The sequence below is a fragment of the Winogradskyella haliclonae genome (assembly GCF_014635865.1).
GTDB classification, from domain to species: domain Bacteria; phylum Bacteroidota; class Bacteroidia; order Flavobacteriales; family Flavobacteriaceae; genus Winogradskyella; species Winogradskyella haliclonae.
In genome coordinates this window covers 35,930-54,529 of the sequence record NZ_BMDQ01000003.1, presented here as the reverse complement: position 1 = coordinate 54,529, position 18,600 = coordinate 35,930, and the positions used below count along the sequence as shown (strand labels likewise).

Annotated in this window: 20 protein-coding genes; 9 read left to right on the top strand and 11 right to left on the bottom strand. The window is 33.3% G+C overall.

Features of this window, described 5'->3' with window-relative positions:
* The first annotated feature begins 80 nt into the window (after nt 1-80).
* Together IEV10_RS10685 and IEV10_RS10680 are read left to right on the top strand one after the other, a co-directional pair.
* Complete coding sequence (locus IEV10_RS10685) at nt 81-677, top strand: vWA domain-containing protein (RefSeq protein WP_188374725.1); 597 nt, start codon at nt 81-83, stop codon at nt 675-677.
* A gap of 22 nt (nt 678-699) precedes the next feature.
* Entirely contained in the window at nt 700-3,015 is a 2,316-nt protein-coding gene (locus IEV10_RS10680) for a vWA domain-containing protein (protein WP_188374724.1), read from the top strand.
* Between the two features lie 72 nt (nt 3,016-3,087).
* On the opposite strand, the gene IEV10_RS10675 is transcribed toward IEV10_RS10680, so the two are convergent.
* From IEV10_RS10675 to IEV10_RS10660, 4 genes are all read right to left on the bottom strand, one after another.
* The gene (locus tag IEV10_RS10675; RefSeq protein WP_188374723.1) at nt 3,088-3,945 is read right to left on the bottom strand and encodes an OmpA/MotB family protein; all 858 of its coding nucleotides are present in this window, start codon (nt 3,943-3,945) and stop codon (nt 3,088-3,090) included.
* Nucleotides 3,946-4,034: 89 nt separating this feature from the next.
* Nucleotides 4,035-5,039, bottom strand: a complete 1,005-nt coding sequence (locus tag IEV10_RS10670; protein WP_188374722.1) for a glycosyltransferase family 2 protein — start codon at nt 5,037-5,039, stop codon at nt 4,035-4,037.
* A 3-nt stretch (nt 5,040-5,042) separates the two neighbouring features.
* Entirely contained in the window at nt 5,043-5,591 is a 549-nt protein-coding gene (locus IEV10_RS10665) for a hypothetical protein (protein WP_188374721.1), read from the bottom strand.
* Nucleotides 5,588-6,034, bottom strand: a complete 447-nt coding sequence (locus IEV10_RS10660; protein WP_188374720.1) for a type I restriction enzyme HsdR N-terminal domain-containing protein — start codon at nt 6,032-6,034, stop codon at nt 5,588-5,590. The genes IEV10_RS10665 and IEV10_RS10660 overlap by 4 nt, the downstream gene beginning before the upstream one ends.
* Nucleotides 6,035-6,117: 83 nt before the next feature.
* On the opposite strand from IEV10_RS10660, the gene holA reads away from it, so the two are divergent.
* Nucleotides 6,118-7,122: a DNA polymerase III subunit delta gene (gene holA / locus IEV10_RS10655; RefSeq protein WP_188374719.1), complete on the top strand. Its 1,005-nt coding sequence runs from the start codon at nt 6,118-6,120 to the stop codon at nt 7,120-7,122.
* On the opposite strand, the gene IEV10_RS10650 is transcribed toward holA, so the two are convergent.
* The 3 genes from IEV10_RS10650 to rlmD are packed head-to-tail and all read right to left on the bottom strand — an operon-like array spanning nt 7,119 to nt 9,887.
* Nucleotides 7,119-7,877 (bottom strand): DUF6048 family protein, encoded by a 759-nt coding sequence (locus IEV10_RS10650; RefSeq protein WP_188374718.1) that lies wholly within the window; start codon nt 7,875-7,877, stop codon nt 7,119-7,121. The genes holA and IEV10_RS10650 overlap by 4 nt on opposite strands.
* A complete protein-coding gene (locus IEV10_RS10645; RefSeq protein WP_188374717.1) occupies nt 7,858-8,433 on the bottom strand; it encodes a DUF6452 family protein in 576 nt (191 codons plus the stop codon). Before IEV10_RS10645 ends, IEV10_RS10650 begins: the two co-directional genes overlap by 20 nt.
* Before the next feature lie 2 nt (nt 8,434-8,435).
* The gene (gene rlmD / locus IEV10_RS10640; RefSeq protein ID WP_188374716.1) at nt 8,436-9,887 is read right to left on the bottom strand and encodes a 23S rRNA (uracil(1939)-C(5))-methyltransferase RlmD; all 1,452 of its coding nucleotides are present in this window, start codon (nt 9,885-9,887) and stop codon (nt 8,436-8,438) included.
* A gap of 150 nt (nt 9,888-10,037) precedes the next feature.
* Between rlmD and IEV10_RS10635 the strand changes: the two genes are divergently transcribed.
* The 3 genes from IEV10_RS10635 to rocD all read left to right on the top strand — a co-directional run bounded on the left by IEV10_RS10635 (nt 10,038) and on the right by rocD (nt 12,426).
* Entirely contained in the window at nt 10,038-10,592 is a 555-nt protein-coding gene (locus IEV10_RS10635) for an RNA polymerase sigma factor (RefSeq protein WP_188374715.1), read from the top strand.
* Complete coding sequence (locus IEV10_RS10630; RefSeq protein ID WP_188374714.1) at nt 10,582-10,968, top strand: DUF6768 family protein; 387 nt, start codon at nt 10,582-10,584, stop codon at nt 10,966-10,968. Before IEV10_RS10635 ends, IEV10_RS10630 begins: the two co-directional genes overlap by 11 nt.
* Before the next feature lie 177 nt (nt 10,969-11,145).
* Nucleotides 11,146-12,426: an ornithine--oxo-acid transaminase gene (gene rocD / locus IEV10_RS10625; RefSeq protein WP_188374713.1), complete on the top strand. Its 1,281-nt coding sequence runs from the start codon at nt 11,146-11,148 to the stop codon at nt 12,424-12,426.
* A gap of 69 nt (nt 12,427-12,495) precedes the next feature.
* Here rocD and IEV10_RS10620 read toward each other — a convergent pair whose 3' ends face one another.
* Both IEV10_RS10620 and IEV10_RS10615 read right to left on the bottom strand, forming a co-directional pair.
* Nucleotides 12,496-12,831, bottom strand: coding sequence for a CCC motif membrane protein (locus tag IEV10_RS10620; protein WP_188374712.1), 336 nt, complete (start codon nt 12,829-12,831; stop codon nt 12,496-12,498).
* A gap of 12 nt (nt 12,832-12,843) precedes the next feature.
* Nucleotides 12,844-13,143 carry a DUF2752 domain-containing protein gene (locus tag IEV10_RS10615; RefSeq protein ID WP_188374711.1) on the bottom strand — a complete coding sequence of 100 codons (300 nt, stop codon included), beginning with the start codon at nt 13,141-13,143 and terminating at the stop codon, nt 12,844-12,846.
* Nucleotides 13,144-13,186: 43 nt separating this feature from the next.
* Here IEV10_RS10615 and IEV10_RS10610 point away from each other — a divergent pair, with 43 nt between their 5' ends.
* Together IEV10_RS10610 and IEV10_RS10605 are read left to right on the top strand one after the other, a co-directional pair.
* Complete coding sequence (locus IEV10_RS10610) at nt 13,187-13,402, top strand: hypothetical protein (protein WP_188374710.1); 216 nt, start codon at nt 13,187-13,189, stop codon at nt 13,400-13,402.
* Nucleotides 13,392-13,952 (top strand): DUF8465 domain-containing protein, encoded by a 561-nt coding sequence (locus IEV10_RS10605; protein WP_188374709.1) that lies wholly within the window; start codon nt 13,392-13,394, stop codon nt 13,950-13,952. Before IEV10_RS10610 ends, IEV10_RS10605 begins: the two co-directional genes overlap by 11 nt.
* On the opposite strand, the gene IEV10_RS10600 is transcribed toward IEV10_RS10605, so the two are convergent.
* The gene (locus IEV10_RS10600) at nt 13,953-14,897 is read right to left on the bottom strand and encodes a hypothetical protein (protein ID WP_188374708.1); all 945 of its coding nucleotides are present in this window, start codon (nt 14,895-14,897) and stop codon (nt 13,953-13,955) included. It abuts the gene before it with no gap.
* A gap of 87 nt (nt 14,898-14,984) precedes the next feature.
* Between IEV10_RS10600 and IEV10_RS10595 the strand changes: the two genes are divergently transcribed.
* Nucleotides 14,985-16,130: a cysteine desulfurase family protein gene (locus IEV10_RS10595; RefSeq protein ID WP_188374707.1), complete on the top strand. Its 1,146-nt coding sequence runs from the start codon at nt 14,985-14,987 to the stop codon at nt 16,128-16,130.
* Here IEV10_RS10595 and IEV10_RS10590 read toward each other — a convergent pair.
* Nucleotides 16,127-18,595 carry a TonB-dependent receptor gene (locus IEV10_RS10590; RefSeq protein ID WP_188374706.1) on the bottom strand — a complete coding sequence of 823 codons (2,469 nt, stop codon included), beginning with the start codon at nt 18,593-18,595 and terminating at the stop codon, nt 16,127-16,129. The two genes, IEV10_RS10595 and IEV10_RS10590, sit on opposite strands and share 4 nt — an antisense overlap.
* Nucleotides 18,596-18,600: the final 5 nt, after the last annotated feature.

The window sequence follows — 18,600 nt, the reverse complement described above, 5'->3', positions numbered from 1 at the left end:
AGAGTTCCATTTCACTCATTCTGTGTTTTATAGCAACGGTAATGCATTTAGTTTTATCGAAACTTTTAAATGCAGAACTAATGAAAAAGCTAATCCAATATGTTGCGATACTGTTCTGTGCAGTGCAACTAAACAGTCAAGAAAGAAGCGTTGAAACAGAATCAGTTACTTTAGAGAACCTCTTTACATTTATTGTAGACCATTTTGAAGAAGATGGTCACCCACAAAATATTTCATTCCTATTAAAAACGCATCAAGGCGATTTTTCCGAAGAAGATAAGTTTATCCTAAAACAAACCTTTAAACTACTCTCAAAACGTCTTAGTGAAGATGATTATGTAAGTATTGCCACATATCATAATTATAGCGGTATAGCTCTGAGAAAAACATCTCCAAAAGCTTTAAAGAAAATACTTTACACAATAGAATACCCAAAAGAAAGTATTAAAGCTTTTGCTAAAGATGGTATTGAGTTAGCATACCAATATGCTAATGAGATATACGAAGAAGACTATGATAATAAAGTCATTATGATAAGGCTTCCTGAGCGTCAAGGTATAAAACCTTTAGCACCATTAGCAAATAATATCGCAGGCAATAAAAAAGGTAACGGAACAGCTATAGTCTTAAGCGCTCTTACATTATTACCAGAAATTATTGCAGTAATTAAAAATTAAAAATCAATAAAGCAATTAAATCATGAAACACGTATTACAAATTTTCACAATTTTATTTGTGGCATTTCAGCTTCAAGCACAACAAAGGAACATCTCTGGTGTAGTAACGGCAGCCAGTGATGGATTGCCTTTACCTGGTGTAACTGTCATTGTTAAAGGAACTTCAAATGGTACACAAACCGATTTTGATGGGAAATATTCCATTAAAGCTAATACTGGTGATGTTTTGATATTCTCTTTTGTTGGTATGAAAACTGAAAAAAGGACAGTAGGAACCAGTAACGTTATAAATTTAGTTATGGCAGATGATTCTTCTGCATTAGATGAAGTAGTCATTACAGGATATTCAAAATCAACTCGAAGTTATTCTGCGCCTTCAAAAGCACAATTAAAACGAAGAGAACAAAAGGCATATCACAATAAATTAGCTAGCCAAATACAGAGTAATTCCATTTCACAAACATTGCAAGGTCAAACTAGTGGTGTTTTAGTTAATACAGGTTCTGGTCAGCCTAGTCAAACATCTCAGGTTATCATAAGAGGTAATGCTTCTTTATCAAAAGGCAGAGAGCCGTTATATGTAGTTGATGGAGTTACTGTTAATGCTAATACATTTAGACATCTTAATCATAAAGATATAAAGTCACTTTCAGTTTTAAAAGATTCTAATGCTACTGCAATATACGGTAGCCGAGCTACAGGTGGAGTTATAGTAGTGACTACTACAAAAGCAAAAACAAAGAATAAAGATGTTTTATATATCATAGATGGAATACCTGTAAAAAAAGAAGATAATTTGATTATCGAAAGTCTTGCAGATTCACTAATTGATACAAAAAAGGAATATTCAAAAGCAGAAGCAAGAAAGAAGTTTGGTGAGATTGCCAAACATGGCTGTATTGTTATTACTACGCATAAGGGCAATTTTAGGATTCAATCTAATGAGACCTACGCAGTAATTGAAGAAAATAGTTTTGAAAGAACGACGCTTTCTCCATTGTCAACATTTTCTATCGATGTAGATAAAGCGTCTTATAGTAATGTTAGACGAATGATTAATAATGGAGAGACAATTCAACCAGATGCTGTAAAGATTGAAGAAATGGTTAATTACTTCAATTATGATTACCCTCAGCCAACAGATGAGCATCCATTTTCCATAACTACTGAAGTGGTAAAAACACCTTGGCATGATAATACCAATTTGGTTAGAATTGGTTTGCAAGGTAAAACCTATAAAAATGAAGACTTACCAGCATCTAATCTTACTTTTCTAATTGATGTTTCAGGCTCAATGGGTAATCGTAATAAACTACCGCTTTTAAAATCGGCTTTTAAATTATTAGTCAATCAATTGCGTCAACAAGATAAAGTTTCTATAGTTGTATATGCAGGTGCTGCAGGTGTTGTTTTAAAGCCTACTTCTGGTGACAAAAAAGATAAAATTATAAGGGCATTAGATAATTTAAATTCTGGTGGATCAACTGCTGGTGGTGCAGGTATTGAATTGGCATATAAGCTAGCAGAAAAGAACTTTAAAAAGAATGGAAATAACAGAGTGATTTTAGCAACAGATGGTGATTTTAATGTTGGCGCATCAAGTGATAAAGCTATGGAGGAGCTTATTGAAGAGAAGCGCAAATCAGGTGTCTTTTTATCAGTTTTAGGATTTGGCTACGGGAATTATAAAGATTCAAAACTAGAGACTTTAGCAGATAAAGGAAACGGAAATCATGCGTATATAGATACGATGCAAGAAGCTCAAAAAGTATTTGGTAAAGAATTTGGAGGCACATTATATACAATTGCTAAGGACGTAAAAATTCAAGTTGAGTTTAACCCCAAAAAAGTGCAAGCCTATCGACTTATTGGTTATGAGAATAGATTACTTAATGATGAAGATTTTGTTGATGATGCTATAGATGCAGGGGAATTAGGGAGTGGTCATACAGTTACAGCGTTATATGAAGTAGTGCCAACAGGAATTGAGACCGAATATTTAAATGATGTTGCAGATTTAAAATACACTGAAACTAAAACAATTGATGATTATTCCAATGAATTATTCACTGTTAAGTTTAGATATAAGAAACCAGATGCTTCAAAAAGTATAGAAATGGTACATGTCCAAACTACAGAAATTACCAAACCAACAGAAGATATGAATTTTGCATCTGCAGTAGCTTTATTCGGAATGCAATTGAGAACTTCTCAATATTATAATAATGCATCGATTGATAAGGTTATTGAATTAGCAGAAAATGGTAGAGCAAAAGATAAACAAGGATACAGGGCAGAGTTTATAAGACTTGTAAAGTCTTATGATCATTTAGATTAAGTTTATATCCATACAAAAGAAAAACCCCGATGCTCAGCATCGGGGTTTTTAATATTTAATACAAAGAAATAATTAGTTACCAGCAGAAAGGTTTTTCATTTCTTCTTCAATCATTTCATAAAATTGATCAATCTTTGGTAATACTACAATACGTGTACGTCTATTCTTTGCTCTGTTCTCAGCCGTATCGTTTTCTACTAATGGCACATAAGAACTACGACCAGCAGCGATAAGCTGTTGAGAATTAACACCTAAGCTTTCCAAAACTCTGACTACTGAAGTAGCTCGTTTTACACTTAAATCCCAATTGTCTAATAGTGGTGGTTTACTATAAGATACATTATCTGTGTGAGACTCAACCATGGCTTCAAAGTTTGGCTTGCTATTAATTACTTTAGCAACCTTACCCAACACTTCGTTGGCTTTGTCTGTAACATTATAGCTACCACTCTTAAACAACAACTTATCAGCAATAGAAATAAAAACGACACCTTTTTCTACATTTACCTCAATGTCTGGGTCATTAATACCCACTTCTTTCTTTAAACTAGTCACTATGGCAAGCGTAACACTATCTTTTCTAGTTAGAGCATCTTGTAAGCGCGTAATCTTTAAATCACGTTCTTTTAAAGATTCAAGAGATTTTTCAAGGTTTTCAGCACCTTTACTAGTCAATTCAGTTAAGTCTTGAGAACTCTTAATTAAAGCTTCATTACTACGACGCATATCGGCTAACTGTTCTTTAAGACCTTCTAAACGCGCATTAGCTGCAGCTTGGTCAGATAAACAAGCATTTAATTTTACGGTAGCCGTATTTAATAAATCTTGGGTTTCTTTTTGTTTTTCTTGTAGTGCCAAATAGTCTTTCTTTGATACACATGCAGTAAGTACCAACATTGCACAAATACTAAGCAGAATCGTTTTCTTCATAATCAATTATAGTTTGTTATTATAAACCGAGACAAAATTATAGAAAAGAAAAGCTAATGATAGACTGATTAACAAAATTTTTAACAGATTTATAAACAGTCAAATTTTTGCTTCTTTTTTATAAAATAATCCCAAACGATTGACGTACGATTATTATAGTTTGGCATCTGCTTTATATGCTTGCGTTGCTTTAATAGTCTAGGTAAGTTTCTGTAAAAATTAATATGAGCCTTAAGGGTCGCAAAACAAAGCGACAGTTTGCCTTGGACTAAAAATCTGATGCCAGCAATACCGTCTAAAATTAGCCTTGTAACTACACGTCCAAAGACATTTCTATCAGTATTTTTTACTAATGTGAACAAGCTATTCCTGAAGTTGAGATAGGTCTTTTTTGGGCTTGTATCTTGCAATGTTGCACCACCAACATGAAACACTGTTGATGCACCAACATAGAGTGTTTTATAATTAGCGTTAAATGCTCGCCAGCATAAATCAATCTCTTCCATATGCGCAAAATAAGTGTTGTCAAAACCATGAAGAGATTTAAACACTTTATGCTTTATAAAGAAGCAGGCGCCAGAAGCCCAGAAGATTTCAATAGTATCATTATACTGACCTCGATCTTCTTCTATAGTATTGAAAATGCGGCCACGACAAAACGGATACCCATATTTGTCAATAAAACCTCCAGCTGCACCAGCATATTCGAAATGAGTTTTTTGTTTATAATCTAATAGTTTTGGTTGAATTATAGCAACGTCTTCTTCAGAATTATAGGCCATCACAATTGGTGATAACCAATTTTCTGTAACTTCGATATCACTATTCAAAAGACAGAGTAGAGGTTCTTCAACATATTTTAAAGCATCGTTATAGCCTTTGGCATAACCACCATTCTCAGCATTTTGAATAATTTTAATTTCAGGATAGCTTTTAGAAATAAAATCAATTGATTTGTCTGTTGATGCATTATCAGCGATATAGATTTTAGCTTCATCAGAAAATGAAGTTACCGAAGGCAAAAACTGCTCTAAAAGCGCTTTTCCATTCCAGTTAAGGATAACAACAGCGATATCTTTTGTGTTGTAATTCATTTATTACAAAGGCCTAACTATTTTATTCAAAATTAAATCCATATTATCTTTACCTATTTCGCTAATACCTCCAAATTTCATATTAGGAGAAAAGGGAATAGATTCTATGTTTGAACAGTGATCAGAACATAACCAAATCTCTCCAACCTTTATATCATTTTCGTTATAAAATCGAAAAATATAATTTGATTCATTTAATGCCCAAGTAGTTTCACCCCAATCAAAATTTTTAGGGTCATTAAAGAATGTTATAATATAGTCAATCTTTGATTCATCTGTTATTGTTACTGTTGATAGTCTACTTAGAAAAGGAACATTTTTTAGAACTTTAATTTTATGCACTTCAGAACGAGGAAATTTATATTTTGGATTATCAAAATTATCCTCAAAAGCTGTTTGTATTTTATTTACATTCTCTTGAAGATAAAATTCGGCTACCTCATCAACTGGCATATACTTTTTTTGTAATAAACCTCTATCAAACATATCAGAATAAACTACCAATATGATGAGAATAATTGCAATCGATATCTTCATGAAGATTTTCTTCATTTATTATAATCTGGAATATCCTTTAAAAATGAATAATGCTCTGCTTCTAAGTCTGTTTGACAATAATAGTGATTAATTCCGTTGGTCACCATCAAATAAGTGGCGTTTAATGCTAAGTTATAACGTGCAATTTGGTCAAACGTATTTTGACTAATCTTAATTTTTGGGGCTTTGCATTCTACAATCAAAAAAATAGAACCATCAGGATTAAAGATAACGATGTCATACCGCTTTTTTAAATTATTGATAGTGAGTTCTTTCTCTACATTGATTAAAGATTTTGGATAGTTCTTTTCGGAAATTAGATAATGCACACAGTGTTGTCTTACCCATTCTTCAGGTTGTAAAACCACAAATTTTTTGCGGATGATATCAAAAATAGAAACTTTATTTTCTGTACTTTTGAAACGGTAGTCGAACTTTGGAAAATTAAGATCTTGCACTACACAAAATTAAAATTTTAACGTCACTTTGAGAGGTTTTCCTAGAAAATTTATCGAGAAGTAATAGCCAAATTAACCAATTTTTGGAAGAAGCAAAACAAATAGTTACTGCCATACAAAAAGGCGATATCAAGCCTATCTACTTTTTGATGGGAGAAGAGGCCTATTATATAGATAAGATTTCAGATTTTATTGAAAATAATATTTTGGATGAGGCTGAAAAAGGGTTTAATCAGATGGTATTATACGGGCGTGATATTTCTATTGATGACATTGTAAGTAATGCCAAACGCTATCCTATGATGGCAGAACGACAAGTTGTTATTGTAAAAGAAGCGCAAGACTTAAGCCGTACTATTGAAAAGCTAGTAGATTATGCGAATAATCCTCAACCAACTACGGTTCTTGTAATTAATTATAAGTACAAAAAGATTGATAAGCGTAAAGCATTATATAAAGCTTTGCAAAAAACTGGTTTAGTACTAGAAAGTAAAAAACTATACGATAATCAGGTGCCAGATTGGATTCGCCGCGTTTTATCTGGACAGGGTTATACCATCACGCCTAAGGCTTCCCAAATGCTTGTAGAATTTTTAGGAACCGATTTGTCTAAAATTGAGAATGAGCTTAATAAACTAAAAATAGTATTGCCTAAAGATTCTCAGATTACGCCTGAAGCTATTGAGGAGAATATAGGCATCAGTAAAGATTTTAATAATTTTGAATTGCGTAAAGCTGTTGGTGAACGCAATATGGCAAAGGCTTTTAGAATTGTAAAATACTTTGGTGATAACCCAAAGGATAATCCAATGGTAGTTACAGTATCCTTACTTTTTAATTTCTTTTCACAACTTTTACAATACCACGGATTAAATGATAAGTCACCAAGAAGTGTGGCATCAGCATTAAAAATTAACCCTTATTTTGTGAATGAATATACAAGTGCTGCACGAAACTTCCCGATGAAAAATGTGAGCAGAGCAGTGGCTATACTTAGAGATTTTGATGTTAAAGGAAAAGGTGTAGGCGCTAATGCAACACCACAAGGCGATTTACTAAAAGAACTTTTAGTTAAGATTTTTGGCTAGTTATCTTCTTCAATTGCTTCTTCTACCTCTTTTTTAACTGGTTTCGCTTTCTTGTAAATAGGAATCAAATACGAAATGTTATAACCAAAACCGGCACCAACGATACCACTATCATAAGTTCTATTAAATCCCGGAATATATAGGTTTTCAAAATTATCTGGACTCGTTTCTGAAACCAAAAACTTCATTTGCACATTGAGTCCCATAAAAAGATTGGTTAAGACTTCAGCTTTAATACCCAAAATAATTTCGCCCCAAATAGCTGTAAGTCCATCAAACTCTTCAGGGTCTGTTATAGTTATTTGTTGGCCTAAGTATTGATTATTTACATCATATATAGTGTAACTATTCAAGGTTTGGCTAAATGAACTTGCGCCAACTCTAAAACCTGAATAAATCATATTTTCCATATCTAGCCAGTTTCGGTATAAGTTATAATCTACACCAGCTTTAAAATAACTTCCTTTTGCAGTAGAATTTAAAGCTTCACTATCTAATGTTCGTTCTTCATTACCCAATTCACCAGCTAAATATAGACGTTGTGTTAAACGGTAATCTCCATTAATTTCAAACCCTTGATAATCATTATCTATGGCAGAACGTATCAGTTTAGAAATATCAGCACCTAATCTAAGACCGTATTTTTGTTTAAAAACTGTAGTATCTTGAGTTTTCTCTTGTGCTTCAACCTGAGCAAATACAGACGAAAAACACACTAATAATATGACTAAACTCTTAATGAAATATTTGTACATGTGTTGCGTCTTCGTTTTCAACTATTATTTGTGTATCTGTTGTGTTTGCAAAAGCTATGTTTTGTATCCATTGGCTAGCATCATTACTTTCAATAGAGACTTCTAAATTTGTAAAAATACTTTTAAAACCACAAGCTCTAGAGACATATACAAATTGCGGAATGTATCTTACGACTAAAATATCAACATTAGAATCTGTAGCAACATCACCGTCTATTCTAAGATTTGTGTCTTTCTCTAAGATGTAACGTGTTGTTATTTCTACACCTTCTTCACCTACAAGTAGTGGTAATTCGATAGCGTTAGAGTTTGAATTGAATATTAACGAAGCACTCGTCGACACTTCTGGCAATACAATTGCTCCATTTTCCGTCACCAAGTCCTCACCATATACAGACAGTCTAGTCACGCTTTTTAGTGTCTCCGTATCTATAGCATCAAAAAACTCAATTAATAATCTTGGTGTAGTTGGTGTGCCTTCAGCACAAATATCGTCACGCTCGCAGCCTAACAATATTAAAGCTATAAATAGAAAAGAATATTTGTAATATCTCATTATTATTTTTCGAATAAAACTACAGTTTCAATATGTGATGTATGTGGAAACTGATCGACTAAACTAAACTTTTTTATATTATATCCAGCATGCATTAATTGCTCTGTGTCTCTAGCTTGTGTCGCTGGATTACAAGATACATAAACCAAACGTTCCGCATTGAGGTTTATTATTTTTTTAAGAGTCTTTGGCGCAATCCCAGCACGTGCTGGATCCAAAATAATAGTTCGGATTTTGTTGGTGTATTCTGGGTGCTCATTTAAGAATTTACCAACATCTGCAGCATAAAACTTTAAACCCTCAATGTCGTTACGCTTGGCATTTTCTTTTGCATCTTCTATAGCAGAAACTACAATATCAACACCTACAATTTTTGCATTTTCACTTCTAGATGCTAGTATCTGACCAATCGTACCTGTTCCACAAAACAAATCCATAACAACAGTATTATCTATGGCCTCTTTATTCTCTAAAGCATAATCAATAACTTTTGTATAGAGCTTTTCTGCCGATTTTGGATTGGTTTGAAAAAAGCTTTTCATGCTTATTTCAAAGTTAAGGTTTAGTAATTGTTCAACGATTTTGTCTTCACCGTAAATCAATCTAATACTACCAGTAGTAGCAATGGTTCTGTCTCCAATTTCGTCATTTATAGTATGTAATAAACCAGCGACGCGGTCACCAAAAAGCGCAACCAAATAGTTTGCAAATTGATCTAAATCAAACTTTTGCAGATCGTAAGAAGTTGTGACTAGATTAAACAGTAGTTTATTGGTCTTATAAGATTTACGAACTACAAAATATCTAAAGAAACCTTCTTTTTTTGGAGCATGCCAAGGTGCTAAACCAGTATTCTGACAATAGTTTCTGATGTCTTTTAGATGGTTTTCAAATTCGGTATCAAATAAGCCAGAATCATTATTAAGATTATCACCACACCACCAAGTTCCTCGCTTTTTAAATCCTAAAGTAAATTCGTCAACATCTGTTTTTAACTCATGATTATAACCAATTGCCGAAAATCCATATTCCATTTTATTTCTATAATGAAACGTATTTGGTGATGTTACAAATTCATCAAACTTATCTTCGATATCTTTTACTTTTCCGATACGTTTAAAGAGTTCTATAGTGCTCTGTTTTTTATAGGCGTGCTGCTTTTCTATCGGTAATTTTATGTATGGCGCACCGGGTATATCTTGATATGGTACATCTATTTCATCTTCTGACGCTTTTAGAACTTCAAATAGCTTACACTCTGCGTATGTTTTACTGGATTTTTTTACTTGTGCCTTTACCAATTGTCCGGGTAAAGTATTAGGGACAAAGACTACAAATTCGCCATGTTCATTTCTTATACGTGCAATTCCTTTTCCGCCATAAGCATAGTCTTCTATTAAAAGTTCAAGGACTTGTCCGCGTTTTACAAATTTGTTTCGTTCTCTCCGTGGCATCTATTAAAAATTAGAATGCAAAGATAATTGCATTTTGTAATAATCGACTCATAATTTAATTTTCCGTTTTAGATTATAATTAATCTTATCTTTCTATGGATTGAACCTTTTATAGTCTTTCTCGTCATTAGTAATAGAAACCTAATCTAAATGCCAACAAAACAAAATCAAAGTGATGCTTTTTTAATCCAAAGGTTACAATCTGGAGATAAAAACGCCCTTACATTTTTAGTTAAGAAATGGCACAAGTTATTTTGTGAAAAGGCGTATTGGTTGGTTAAAGACAAGGACATTGCAAAAGATATTGCACAAGAGAGTTGGCTAGTGATAATGGATAAAATTAATAATCTTAAAAATCCTGAACAGTTTAAGTATTGGGCCTATAGAATAGTTGTAAATAAATCTACTGATTGGTTACGTTTACAATCTAGACAGCGTAAAAAAACAGTAAAGCTTATTATAGATATCAAATCTGATGATGATAATTATTCAGAAAATCAACAGCTGAAAAGTGCGATGTCAAAAGCAATAAAAGATTTGCCACATAATCAGAAAGTGGTTATTCAGCTTTTTTATTTGCAAGAATTCAGTTTAAAACAGATAGGTAAAATGCTAGACATATCTGTTGGAACTGCAAAGTCACGCTTATTTTATGCCAGAGAAAAATTAAAAATAATTTTAAAAACTAGAAATTATGAAAACTAATATGGAAGACATAGACAAACTAATAAAAGAAACTTTGACAGAAGAAGAAGTGAAGTTTTATAATGAGTTAGAAGAGCAAAACCTATTGCAAATGGCATTAGGTATCTTTTCTGGGAAAAATAGCTGGGTGGTTATTCTAATGAGTATTGTCCAGGTAGGATTTTTTGGCATATTTATTTATTGTGCCATTCAGTTCTTTAACGTCGATGAGACAAATGCGCTTATTAAATGGGGAATTTTTGGAGCATTAAGTATAATGGCCTCGAGTATGCTAAAATTATTTTCTTGGATGCAAATGGATAAAAAAGCAATTATTAGAGAGTTAAAAAGGCTTGAACTTCAAGTATCCTCACTTTCTAATAAAATTTTGGATTAGTATTTTTTACCAAAAAGATTATTTAGTAATTTGCAAGCTCTAGGGATGATTTCTTTCCCACGCTGAATTTTCGGACTTCTCGAAAGGATAAAGGTAGAACAGGAACTCGCTAAGCGAGATTTGGCAAATCTAACTCTTGACTTAGTTTAAGTGGATTTTTAACTAAAAACTTTTAGAATGGCTGTTTTAGACCAATTAACATCGCAACAAGCGATAGATTTAGAAAACAAGTATGGAGCTCACAATTACCATCCGTTACCAGTAGTATTAAGTAGAGGTGAAGGCGTTTATGTCTGGGATGTAGAAGGAAAGAAATATTATGATTTCTTGTCTGCATATTCTGCAGTAAACCAAGGACATTGCCACCCAAAAATTGTTGACGCAATGACTAATCAAGCTCAGACACTTACGTTAACTTCTCGTGCGTTTTATAATGATATGTTAGGGAAGTTTGAAAAGTTTGCTACAGAAACTTTTAACTTCGATAAACTATTACCAATGAATACCGGTGCAGAGGCTGTGGAGACTGCGTTAAAACTATGTCGTAAATGGGCTTACGAAGTCAAAGGCATTCATGAAAATGAGGCGCAAATCATAGTTTGCGAAAATAATTTTCATGGGCGAACGACTACTATCATCTCTTTTTCAAACGATCCTGTAGCTCGTAAAAACTTTGGACCATATACCGATGGGTTTATTAAAATTGAGTATGATAATCTTCAGGCTTTAGAAGATGCACTTAATAGTAACAATAATGTTGCAGGTTTTTTAGTTGAACCAATTCAAGGGGAAGCAGGTGTATATGTACCTAGTGAAGGCTATTTAGCAGCTGCAAAAGCTTTATGCGAAAAACACAATGTATTGTTTATTGCTGATGAAGTACAAACAGGTATTGCAAGAACTGGACGTCTTTTAGCTACTTGTGGTAATTGTTCTTGTGCAGACAAACATTGTTCAGGAACTCCAGAAGTAAAACCAGATATTTTGATTTTAGGAAAAGCATTGTCTGGCGGAGCTTATCCAGTGTCTGCTGTTTTAGCGAATGATGATATTATGAATGTCATTAAACCAGGAAATCATGGAAGTACATTTGGCGGTAATCCAGTAGCAGCTGCAATAGGTATGGCTGCTTTGGAAGTCATTAAAGACGAAGCGTTAGCTCATAATGCTGATGAGCTAGGTAAAGTATTCAGAACAGAAATGTCCAAATATATAGAGAACAGTTCTATCGTTAATGCTGTTAGGGGTAAAGGCTTATTAAATGCCATTTTAATTAACGATTCTGAAGAAAGTGATACAGCTTGGAACATTTGTCTTAGACTTAGAGATAATGGCTTATTAGCAAAGCCAACACATGGAAATATTATCCGTTTTGCACCACCTTTGGTTATGAATAAGGAGCAATTATTAGATTGTGTTTCTATAATTATATCGACGCTTCAAGAATTTGAAGCTTAAATAAGGATAACTACTAAACAAAAAGCCTTTTCAATTTGAAAAGGCTTTTGTTTGATAAGGATATAATATTTAACCTTGATTTCTCTGGGCTTCTTCTATAATTTCATTGATTTTTTCCATATAAACATCCCAGCCACCCATAGCTTGTATTGAGTAAATTGACCATGCTAAGTATAGAATATTAATTATAAGTATTACAAGTGCTACAATTTTTGCAGTTTTCATAGCCTTAGCAGAATCTAAATCATATGCTTCAGGATTATCTGCAACTTTATTTAGTTGGGTATGTGCAATAAAATACGCAGCACCAGCTAATATAAAGCCTAATCCACCGAAACAACAACATAATAAACCTATTATTGCTAGTACATAGACCAAGGCGGGATTTAATTTTTCTTTTTCCATTTTTGTTTTCTTTTAGTTGATTAAGGTTTTAATTGTAAAACTTACCATAATTGTAGCTACAGTAATAATAGCCAAAATAGTAATTATTTTATTGAAATATTTTATTTTTTTAAAAATGTTAATCCCTATCACGGTAAATAATCCTAACAAAGGATAAATAGCAGGATACATGTAGAATGCAGCAATAAATTCGCCGTGAAATAGAAGATGTAGAGACCGCTGAATACCGCAACCCATACAGTCAAAACCAAAAATACTTTTATTAAGGCATGGTAGCATATAATCTTCAGGTTGTAGAAGGAATAACTTCATATTTCAAATATAAATGTTTTAAAGAATAGATTACTTTTGTAGTATGAATTTATCTCGATATATCAATATTATTTGTATCATCATTGGTGGCGCTGTGGCTATATATGCTAATGCCGAAGCGCAACAAAATAGTTATGTTCTAGTGGGTGGTATTGTACTTTTAATGTTTGGTATTTATAGAACCTCAAGAGGTGTACCTAGTAAGTTTGATAATCCAAAAGAAGAGTCATTTATACAGACTGAAGAAGATGACGATTAAGGTTGGAGATATAGTAGAAACCATTGATGATGCCATAAAAGGCTCAGTTATAAAAATTGAGGGTCACACCATTATTATTGAAAGCGAAGATGGTTTTGAATTTGAATTTGCTATAGATGAATTGATAAAACTTAATACTGATGAGTCTATAAATTTAGGATCTTTAACCAATCGCAGTATTAATGACATTGCTAAAGAAAAAGAAGGCTTTCCAAAACGAAAAATTTCAACAGTCAAACCAAAAAAACGTCATCGACCAACTTTTGTTGTCGATTTACACATCCATCAGTTAACAGATTCAATAAAAGGGATGACCAATTTCGACATGTTGAATTTACAATTAGATACTGCTAGAGGTCAATTAGAATTTGCTATTAGAGAGCGCATGCCAAAAATGGTTTTTATTCATGGCGTAGGAGAAGGTGTTTTAAAACAGGAATTGCATACTGTTCTCAGGCGTTACAATAAAGTAACATTCTATGATGCAGATTATAAAGAATATGGCTTAGGTGCAACAGAAGTAAAAATATTTCAGAATGCGGTAAATTAATTATTCTTGTTCTATATCGATTGTTGAAATTAAGGTGCCTAAGTCTATATTATCAGTTCTTAAGATTTCTATATCTATATTCTTAACTAAGAAACTGGTAGTTACTGTTCTTGTATAGATATTATTTGAAGTATTACCCGGATTACCATAACTTATAGTCTCTATAGTGTTTAGATAGTGAGGGACCATTATATTATCTGCATTATTTGCCAAATCATCTCTAGGATTCAAGTCCCCATCTTCATCTTCTTCTATAGTAGGAATCAAATCGCCATCATCATCAGTATCAAGATAATCGGGGATATCATCACCATTTACTAAACCAAAATCAGTATTCATAGGATTTGTGGTTGGGTCATTATCTCCGTCAGTATTATCTATCTCATTAATGGTTTTTACATTGTCATTGTCATCATCTTCATCTAAATAATCAAAAATCCCATCTCCATCGGTATCTAATGAATCTGAAAAGTCACCATCACCATTTGGGTCTGCACCTTCAAAAGCTGTAGGAACACCATCATTATCATCGTCTACAATTGTAACAGTCACTTCAACATCTCCACTAGATGCTTCATAATCTTCAAGAATGACCAAGTCTGCTGGCGTTAAAGTATTGCAAAACTCTTGGTTAGTAACTATATCAACAATATCTCTATTATATGTTCTATATATAAATCGTATTGTTGTACCATTTATGGACAACATAGTAGGTGTATTTTCAGGAGTTGGGTCAGTAAATAATGACTCATTACCTGCTCTAGGAAAAAGTAAAGACAGTGATTCACTTGGGTCATTTCTTAAATCATAAACGATATAAGATTCTGTATTGTTTTCGCAAATGCTTAATTCTTGGTCAAAAGATAAATCAACAGTAATGATGTCTCCATCATCACAAGACGTCGTTAAAAATACAGCAAATAAAACCACAAAAATATTACGCATAAGCTCTTTAGTTTTCAACAAAAATAAATCATTTATCAAATTATAACGTGGCTTATATAAAATAATTTTATGCCTTACTTTTGCATTATGAAAAATATCTATCTTGATAACGCTGCAACGACTGCTTTACGTCCAGAAGTCATAGACAAGATGACTGAAGTTTTACATAATAATTACGGGAATGCGTCGTCTACGCATAGTTTTGGCCGCTCATCAAAATCTATTATGGAACAATGCCGAAAGACTATTGCATCATATTTTAATGTGTCTGCAGCTGAGATAATTTTCACTTCTGGAGGTACAGAAGCGGATAACCTTGCTTTAAGAAGCGCAGTAAGAGATTTGGGAGTTATCGAAATTATAACTTCAAAAATAGAACATCATGCGGTTTTGCATACTGCAGAGCAATTACAAAAAGAGTATGGTGTTAAGGTTTCTTATGTGGAATTAGATGATAACGGAACAGTAGATTATAACCACCTGGAGGTGTTATTAAAAGGTGATACTAAAAAACTAGTCACCTTAATGCATATTAATAATGAGATTGGTAATATTTTAGACATCAAACGTGTTGCTGATTTATGTATAGCAAATAATGCTTTGTTTCATACAGACACAGTACAGTCTGTTGGACATTACCATATAGATTTGCAAGATATCAAAATTGATTTTATGGCAGCAAGTGCCCATAAATTTCATGGACCAAAAGGTGTGGGTTTTTGCTTTATAAGAAAAGAGTCTGGATTAAAGCCTTTGATTTTTGGAGGAGAGCAGGAGCGAGGTTACCGAGCTGGCACAGAGAGTTTGCATAATATTGTAGGTATGGATGAAGCATTGAAATTTGCATACCAAAATATAGAATCTGAAAGTGCTTATGTCAAAGACTTAAAAAAGTATTTTATTGATAGTTTAAATAATAAGCTTGCAGGTTGTCATTTTAATGGTGCCTCAGGAGATTTAGACAAAAGTACTTACACATTAATCAATGTTTGTTTGCCATTACCACCAGAAAAAGCAGCAATGCTTCAATTTCAATTAGATTTAAAAGGGATAGCATGCTCTAAAGGCAGTGCTTGCCAAAGTGGTAGTTCTATGGCTTCACATGTATTATCTGCCTTTTTAACAGAAGAACGCTTACAACGTCCATCTGTGCGTTTTTCTTTAAGTAAGTACAATACAAAGGAAGAGATTGATTATGTGGTTGAGACACTTTGCGAGTTTGCTAAATCTTAAAGTTTCGCGGACAATCTCACATTAAATACTCTTGGTGTTAAAAAATTTGGTATGGCAAACTGACGTTTACTATTAACATCTCTTACCCAAGTATTTGTAATAGCATTTTGGTTATTAAACATGTTATAGATTTCTATACCTAATGACAAGTTTCTAAAACTTTGTTTCCATTTAGACGAGTATGTTTTTTCAGGGTTTACAATCTCGTAGGAGATTCCTAAATCCGCACGTCTGTAATCTCGAAGTCTAAATTGAAAATCATAAGGATCCGCATAACTTGGAGAGCCTCCTGGTAATCCTGTGTTGTAAACCAAGTTGAGATACATTTTTAAGTCAGGCATGTTTGGTACATAATCTTGAAAAAGTACGCCAAATTTTAAACGCTGGTCCGTTGGTCTTGATATATAGCCACGATTATCAATGTTTTCTTCAGTCTTAAGATAGCCAAAACTAAACCATGATTCAGTACCAGGTACAAATTCACCATTTAAGCGCATGTCTAAACCATATGCATAAGCTTTAGCATTATTATTTGCACGATAGCGAATACGAACATTCTCTAAAGTATATGGATTTACATCTGATAATCCTTTGTAATAAGCCTCAGTGACTAATTTAAATGGTCTATCCCACATCTTAAAGCTATACTCATTTCCTAGAACAATGTGAAAAGACTTTTGCGCTTTTACATTTGGTCGTACAATTCCAGACGAATCTCTCAGTTCTCTATAAAAAGGCGGCTGGTAATACAAACCACCTGCAACTCTAAACAGCATATCGCTATCCCAATTGGGTTTTATAGCAAATTGCGCACGTGGACTAAAAACGGTTTGAGAATTACTTTCTATGCCTTCTCCAGAAATATTCCAGTTGTGTGCTCTTACTCCGATGTTATAATACGCATCATGCTCCCCAATCTTTGTACTCTTCTTATATTGAAGAAACGCTTGAAGTCGGTCTATCTTTACTTGATTAAATGCTCTAATATTCTGAAAAGCAGTTAATGGTCCATTAAAAGGGGTGCCCGGTTGAAAGTTAAGTTGTGTTACTGAAGGTGGACGGATAGAAAAACCAGCAGAATCAATAACTTCAGACTCTACTAAACGATCTCGGATATCTTCACGTGTGTACTTTACTGACCACTCAAGATTACTGTCGTCATTAATATTATAATCACCACGATGCTCTAGATTATAAATAAGTGCATCTAAATCATTGCGTGCACGAGTTAGTTGTGAGCCGATTCCTTCACTAAATTCAACTTCTCCTAAATCATCATCGCCTATATTAGTGTTTACTTCTCCAAGGCGGTATTGCGCAAAAATATCAAAATACTCTTGTTCAGTAGCATGATATGTAGAACCAATAAGTTTTAAAGTGGTTTTGTCATTTAAAAAATAGTTGGCCTTAAAAGCACCAAAATAGGTTTGGTATTCGGTTTGTTCTTGACCTTCATAGAATACTAGCAAAGCAACAGGTTCGTCTATTGTGCCAAAATTGGTTTGTCTGTTTTCAGGTTCGAAATTATATTGATTTAAGGAAATATTCCCTAGAAAATTCAAATGAAATTTATCGGAAAAGCGATAGGTTAAATACGTTTGAACATCAGCAAATACAGGTTCAACATTACCATTAGTTTCAAGACTATTTAATACAAGGCTATTGTCTCTGTACCGAACACCAGTAATACTCGAAAACTTACCATCTTTAGATGCTGTTTCAACAGCAAGGCTTCCACCTAAAAGGCTTAAATCTGTGCTAACACCAAACTTTGAAGGCTTTTTATATGTGATATCCAAAACTGAAGAAAGCTTATCTCCATATCGAGCTTGAAACCCACCGGCAGAAAAGTCTACATTGGACACCAAATCCGTATTTACAAAACTTAAGCCTTCTTGATTACCAGAACGTATAAGAAATGGGCGATACACTTCAATCTCATTAATGTACACTAAATTTTCATCAAAGTTACCACCGCGAACAGAGTACTGTGTACTCAACTCGTTGGATATATTAACACCTGGAAGTGTTTTTAATATGTTTTCTACACCAGGTTGTGCACCTTTTATGGTTCTGATAACTTTGGGAGAGATTGTAACGACACCGTCACGACTTTGGCGTGTGTTACTATTTATGACCACAACAGCTATTTGCTCTACGTCTGTTTTTAAAACAGGGTTATATTCAATCTCACTTCCATTTTTTAAATTAAATTTTGCTTCAACACGTTTGTGTGATAAATGTGTAAAAACAACCGTTACTTCTATATTAGCTGTAATTTTTAGCTCATAAAAGCCGTTAGAGTTGGTTGTAGCACCTTGTCCGGTACTCGCTTTAATGTTAACACCTTCAATTGGTAAGTTATTCTCATCGAGAATAATTCCTCTAATTGTAGCAGACTGTGATAGGGCTATAAATGAAGAGAATAAAAAGAATACTAAAAGTAAGTTTTGTAGCGGTTTCAAATAAT

Excerpts from the sequence above, each read along its gene's own strand:
- IEV10_RS10685 (WP_188374725.1), top strand. The coding sequence starts at position 81 with ATGAAAAAGCTAATCCAATATGTTGCGATACTGTTCTGTGCAGTGCAA.
- IEV10_RS10680 (WP_188374724.1), top strand. The coding sequence starts at position 700 with ATGAAACACGTATTACAAATTTTCACAATTTTATTTGTGGCATTTCAG.
- IEV10_RS10675 (WP_188374723.1), bottom strand. The coding sequence starts at position 3,945 with ATGAAGAAAACGATTCTGCTTAGTATTTGTGCAATGTTGGTACTTACT.
- IEV10_RS10670 (WP_188374722.1), bottom strand. The coding sequence starts at position 5,039 with ATGAATTACAACACAAAAGATATCGCTGTTGTTATCCTTAACTGGAAT.
- IEV10_RS10665 (WP_188374721.1), bottom strand. The coding sequence starts at position 5,591 with ATGAAGAAAATCTTCATGAAGATATCGATTGCAATTATTCTCATCATA.
- IEV10_RS10650 (WP_188374718.1), bottom strand. The coding sequence starts at position 7,877 with ATGTACAAATATTTCATTAAGAGTTTAGTCATATTATTAGTGTGTTTT.
- IEV10_RS10645 (WP_188374717.1), bottom strand. The coding sequence starts at position 8,433 with ATGAGATATTACAAATATTCTTTTCTATTTATAGCTTTAATATTGTTA.
- rlmD (WP_188374716.1), bottom strand. The coding sequence starts at position 9,887 with ATGCCACGGAGAGAACGAAACAAATTTGTAAAACGCGGACAAGTCCTT.
- IEV10_RS10635 (WP_188374715.1), top strand. The coding sequence starts at position 10,038 with ATGCCAACAAAACAAAATCAAAGTGATGCTTTTTTAATCCAAAGGTTA.
- IEV10_RS10630 (WP_188374714.1), top strand. The coding sequence starts at position 10,582 with ATGAAAACTAATATGGAAGACATAGACAAACTAATAAAAGAAACTTTG.
- rocD (WP_188374713.1), top strand. The coding sequence starts at position 11,146 with ATGGCTGTTTTAGACCAATTAACATCGCAACAAGCGATAGATTTAGAA.
- IEV10_RS10620 (WP_188374712.1), bottom strand. The coding sequence starts at position 12,831 with ATGGAAAAAGAAAAATTAAATCCCGCCTTGGTCTATGTACTAGCAATA.
- IEV10_RS10615 (WP_188374711.1), bottom strand. The coding sequence starts at position 13,143 with ATGAAGTTATTCCTTCTACAACCTGAAGATTATATGCTACCATGCCTT.
- IEV10_RS10610 (WP_188374710.1), top strand. The coding sequence starts at position 13,187 with ATGAATTTATCTCGATATATCAATATTATTTGTATCATCATTGGTGGC.
- IEV10_RS10605 (WP_188374709.1), top strand. The coding sequence starts at position 13,392 with ATGACGATTAAGGTTGGAGATATAGTAGAAACCATTGATGATGCCATA.
- IEV10_RS10600 (WP_188374708.1), bottom strand. The coding sequence starts at position 14,897 with ATGCGTAATATTTTTGTGGTTTTATTTGCTGTATTTTTAACGACGTCT.
- IEV10_RS10595 (WP_188374707.1), top strand. The coding sequence starts at position 14,985 with ATGAAAAATATCTATCTTGATAACGCTGCAACGACTGCTTTACGTCCA.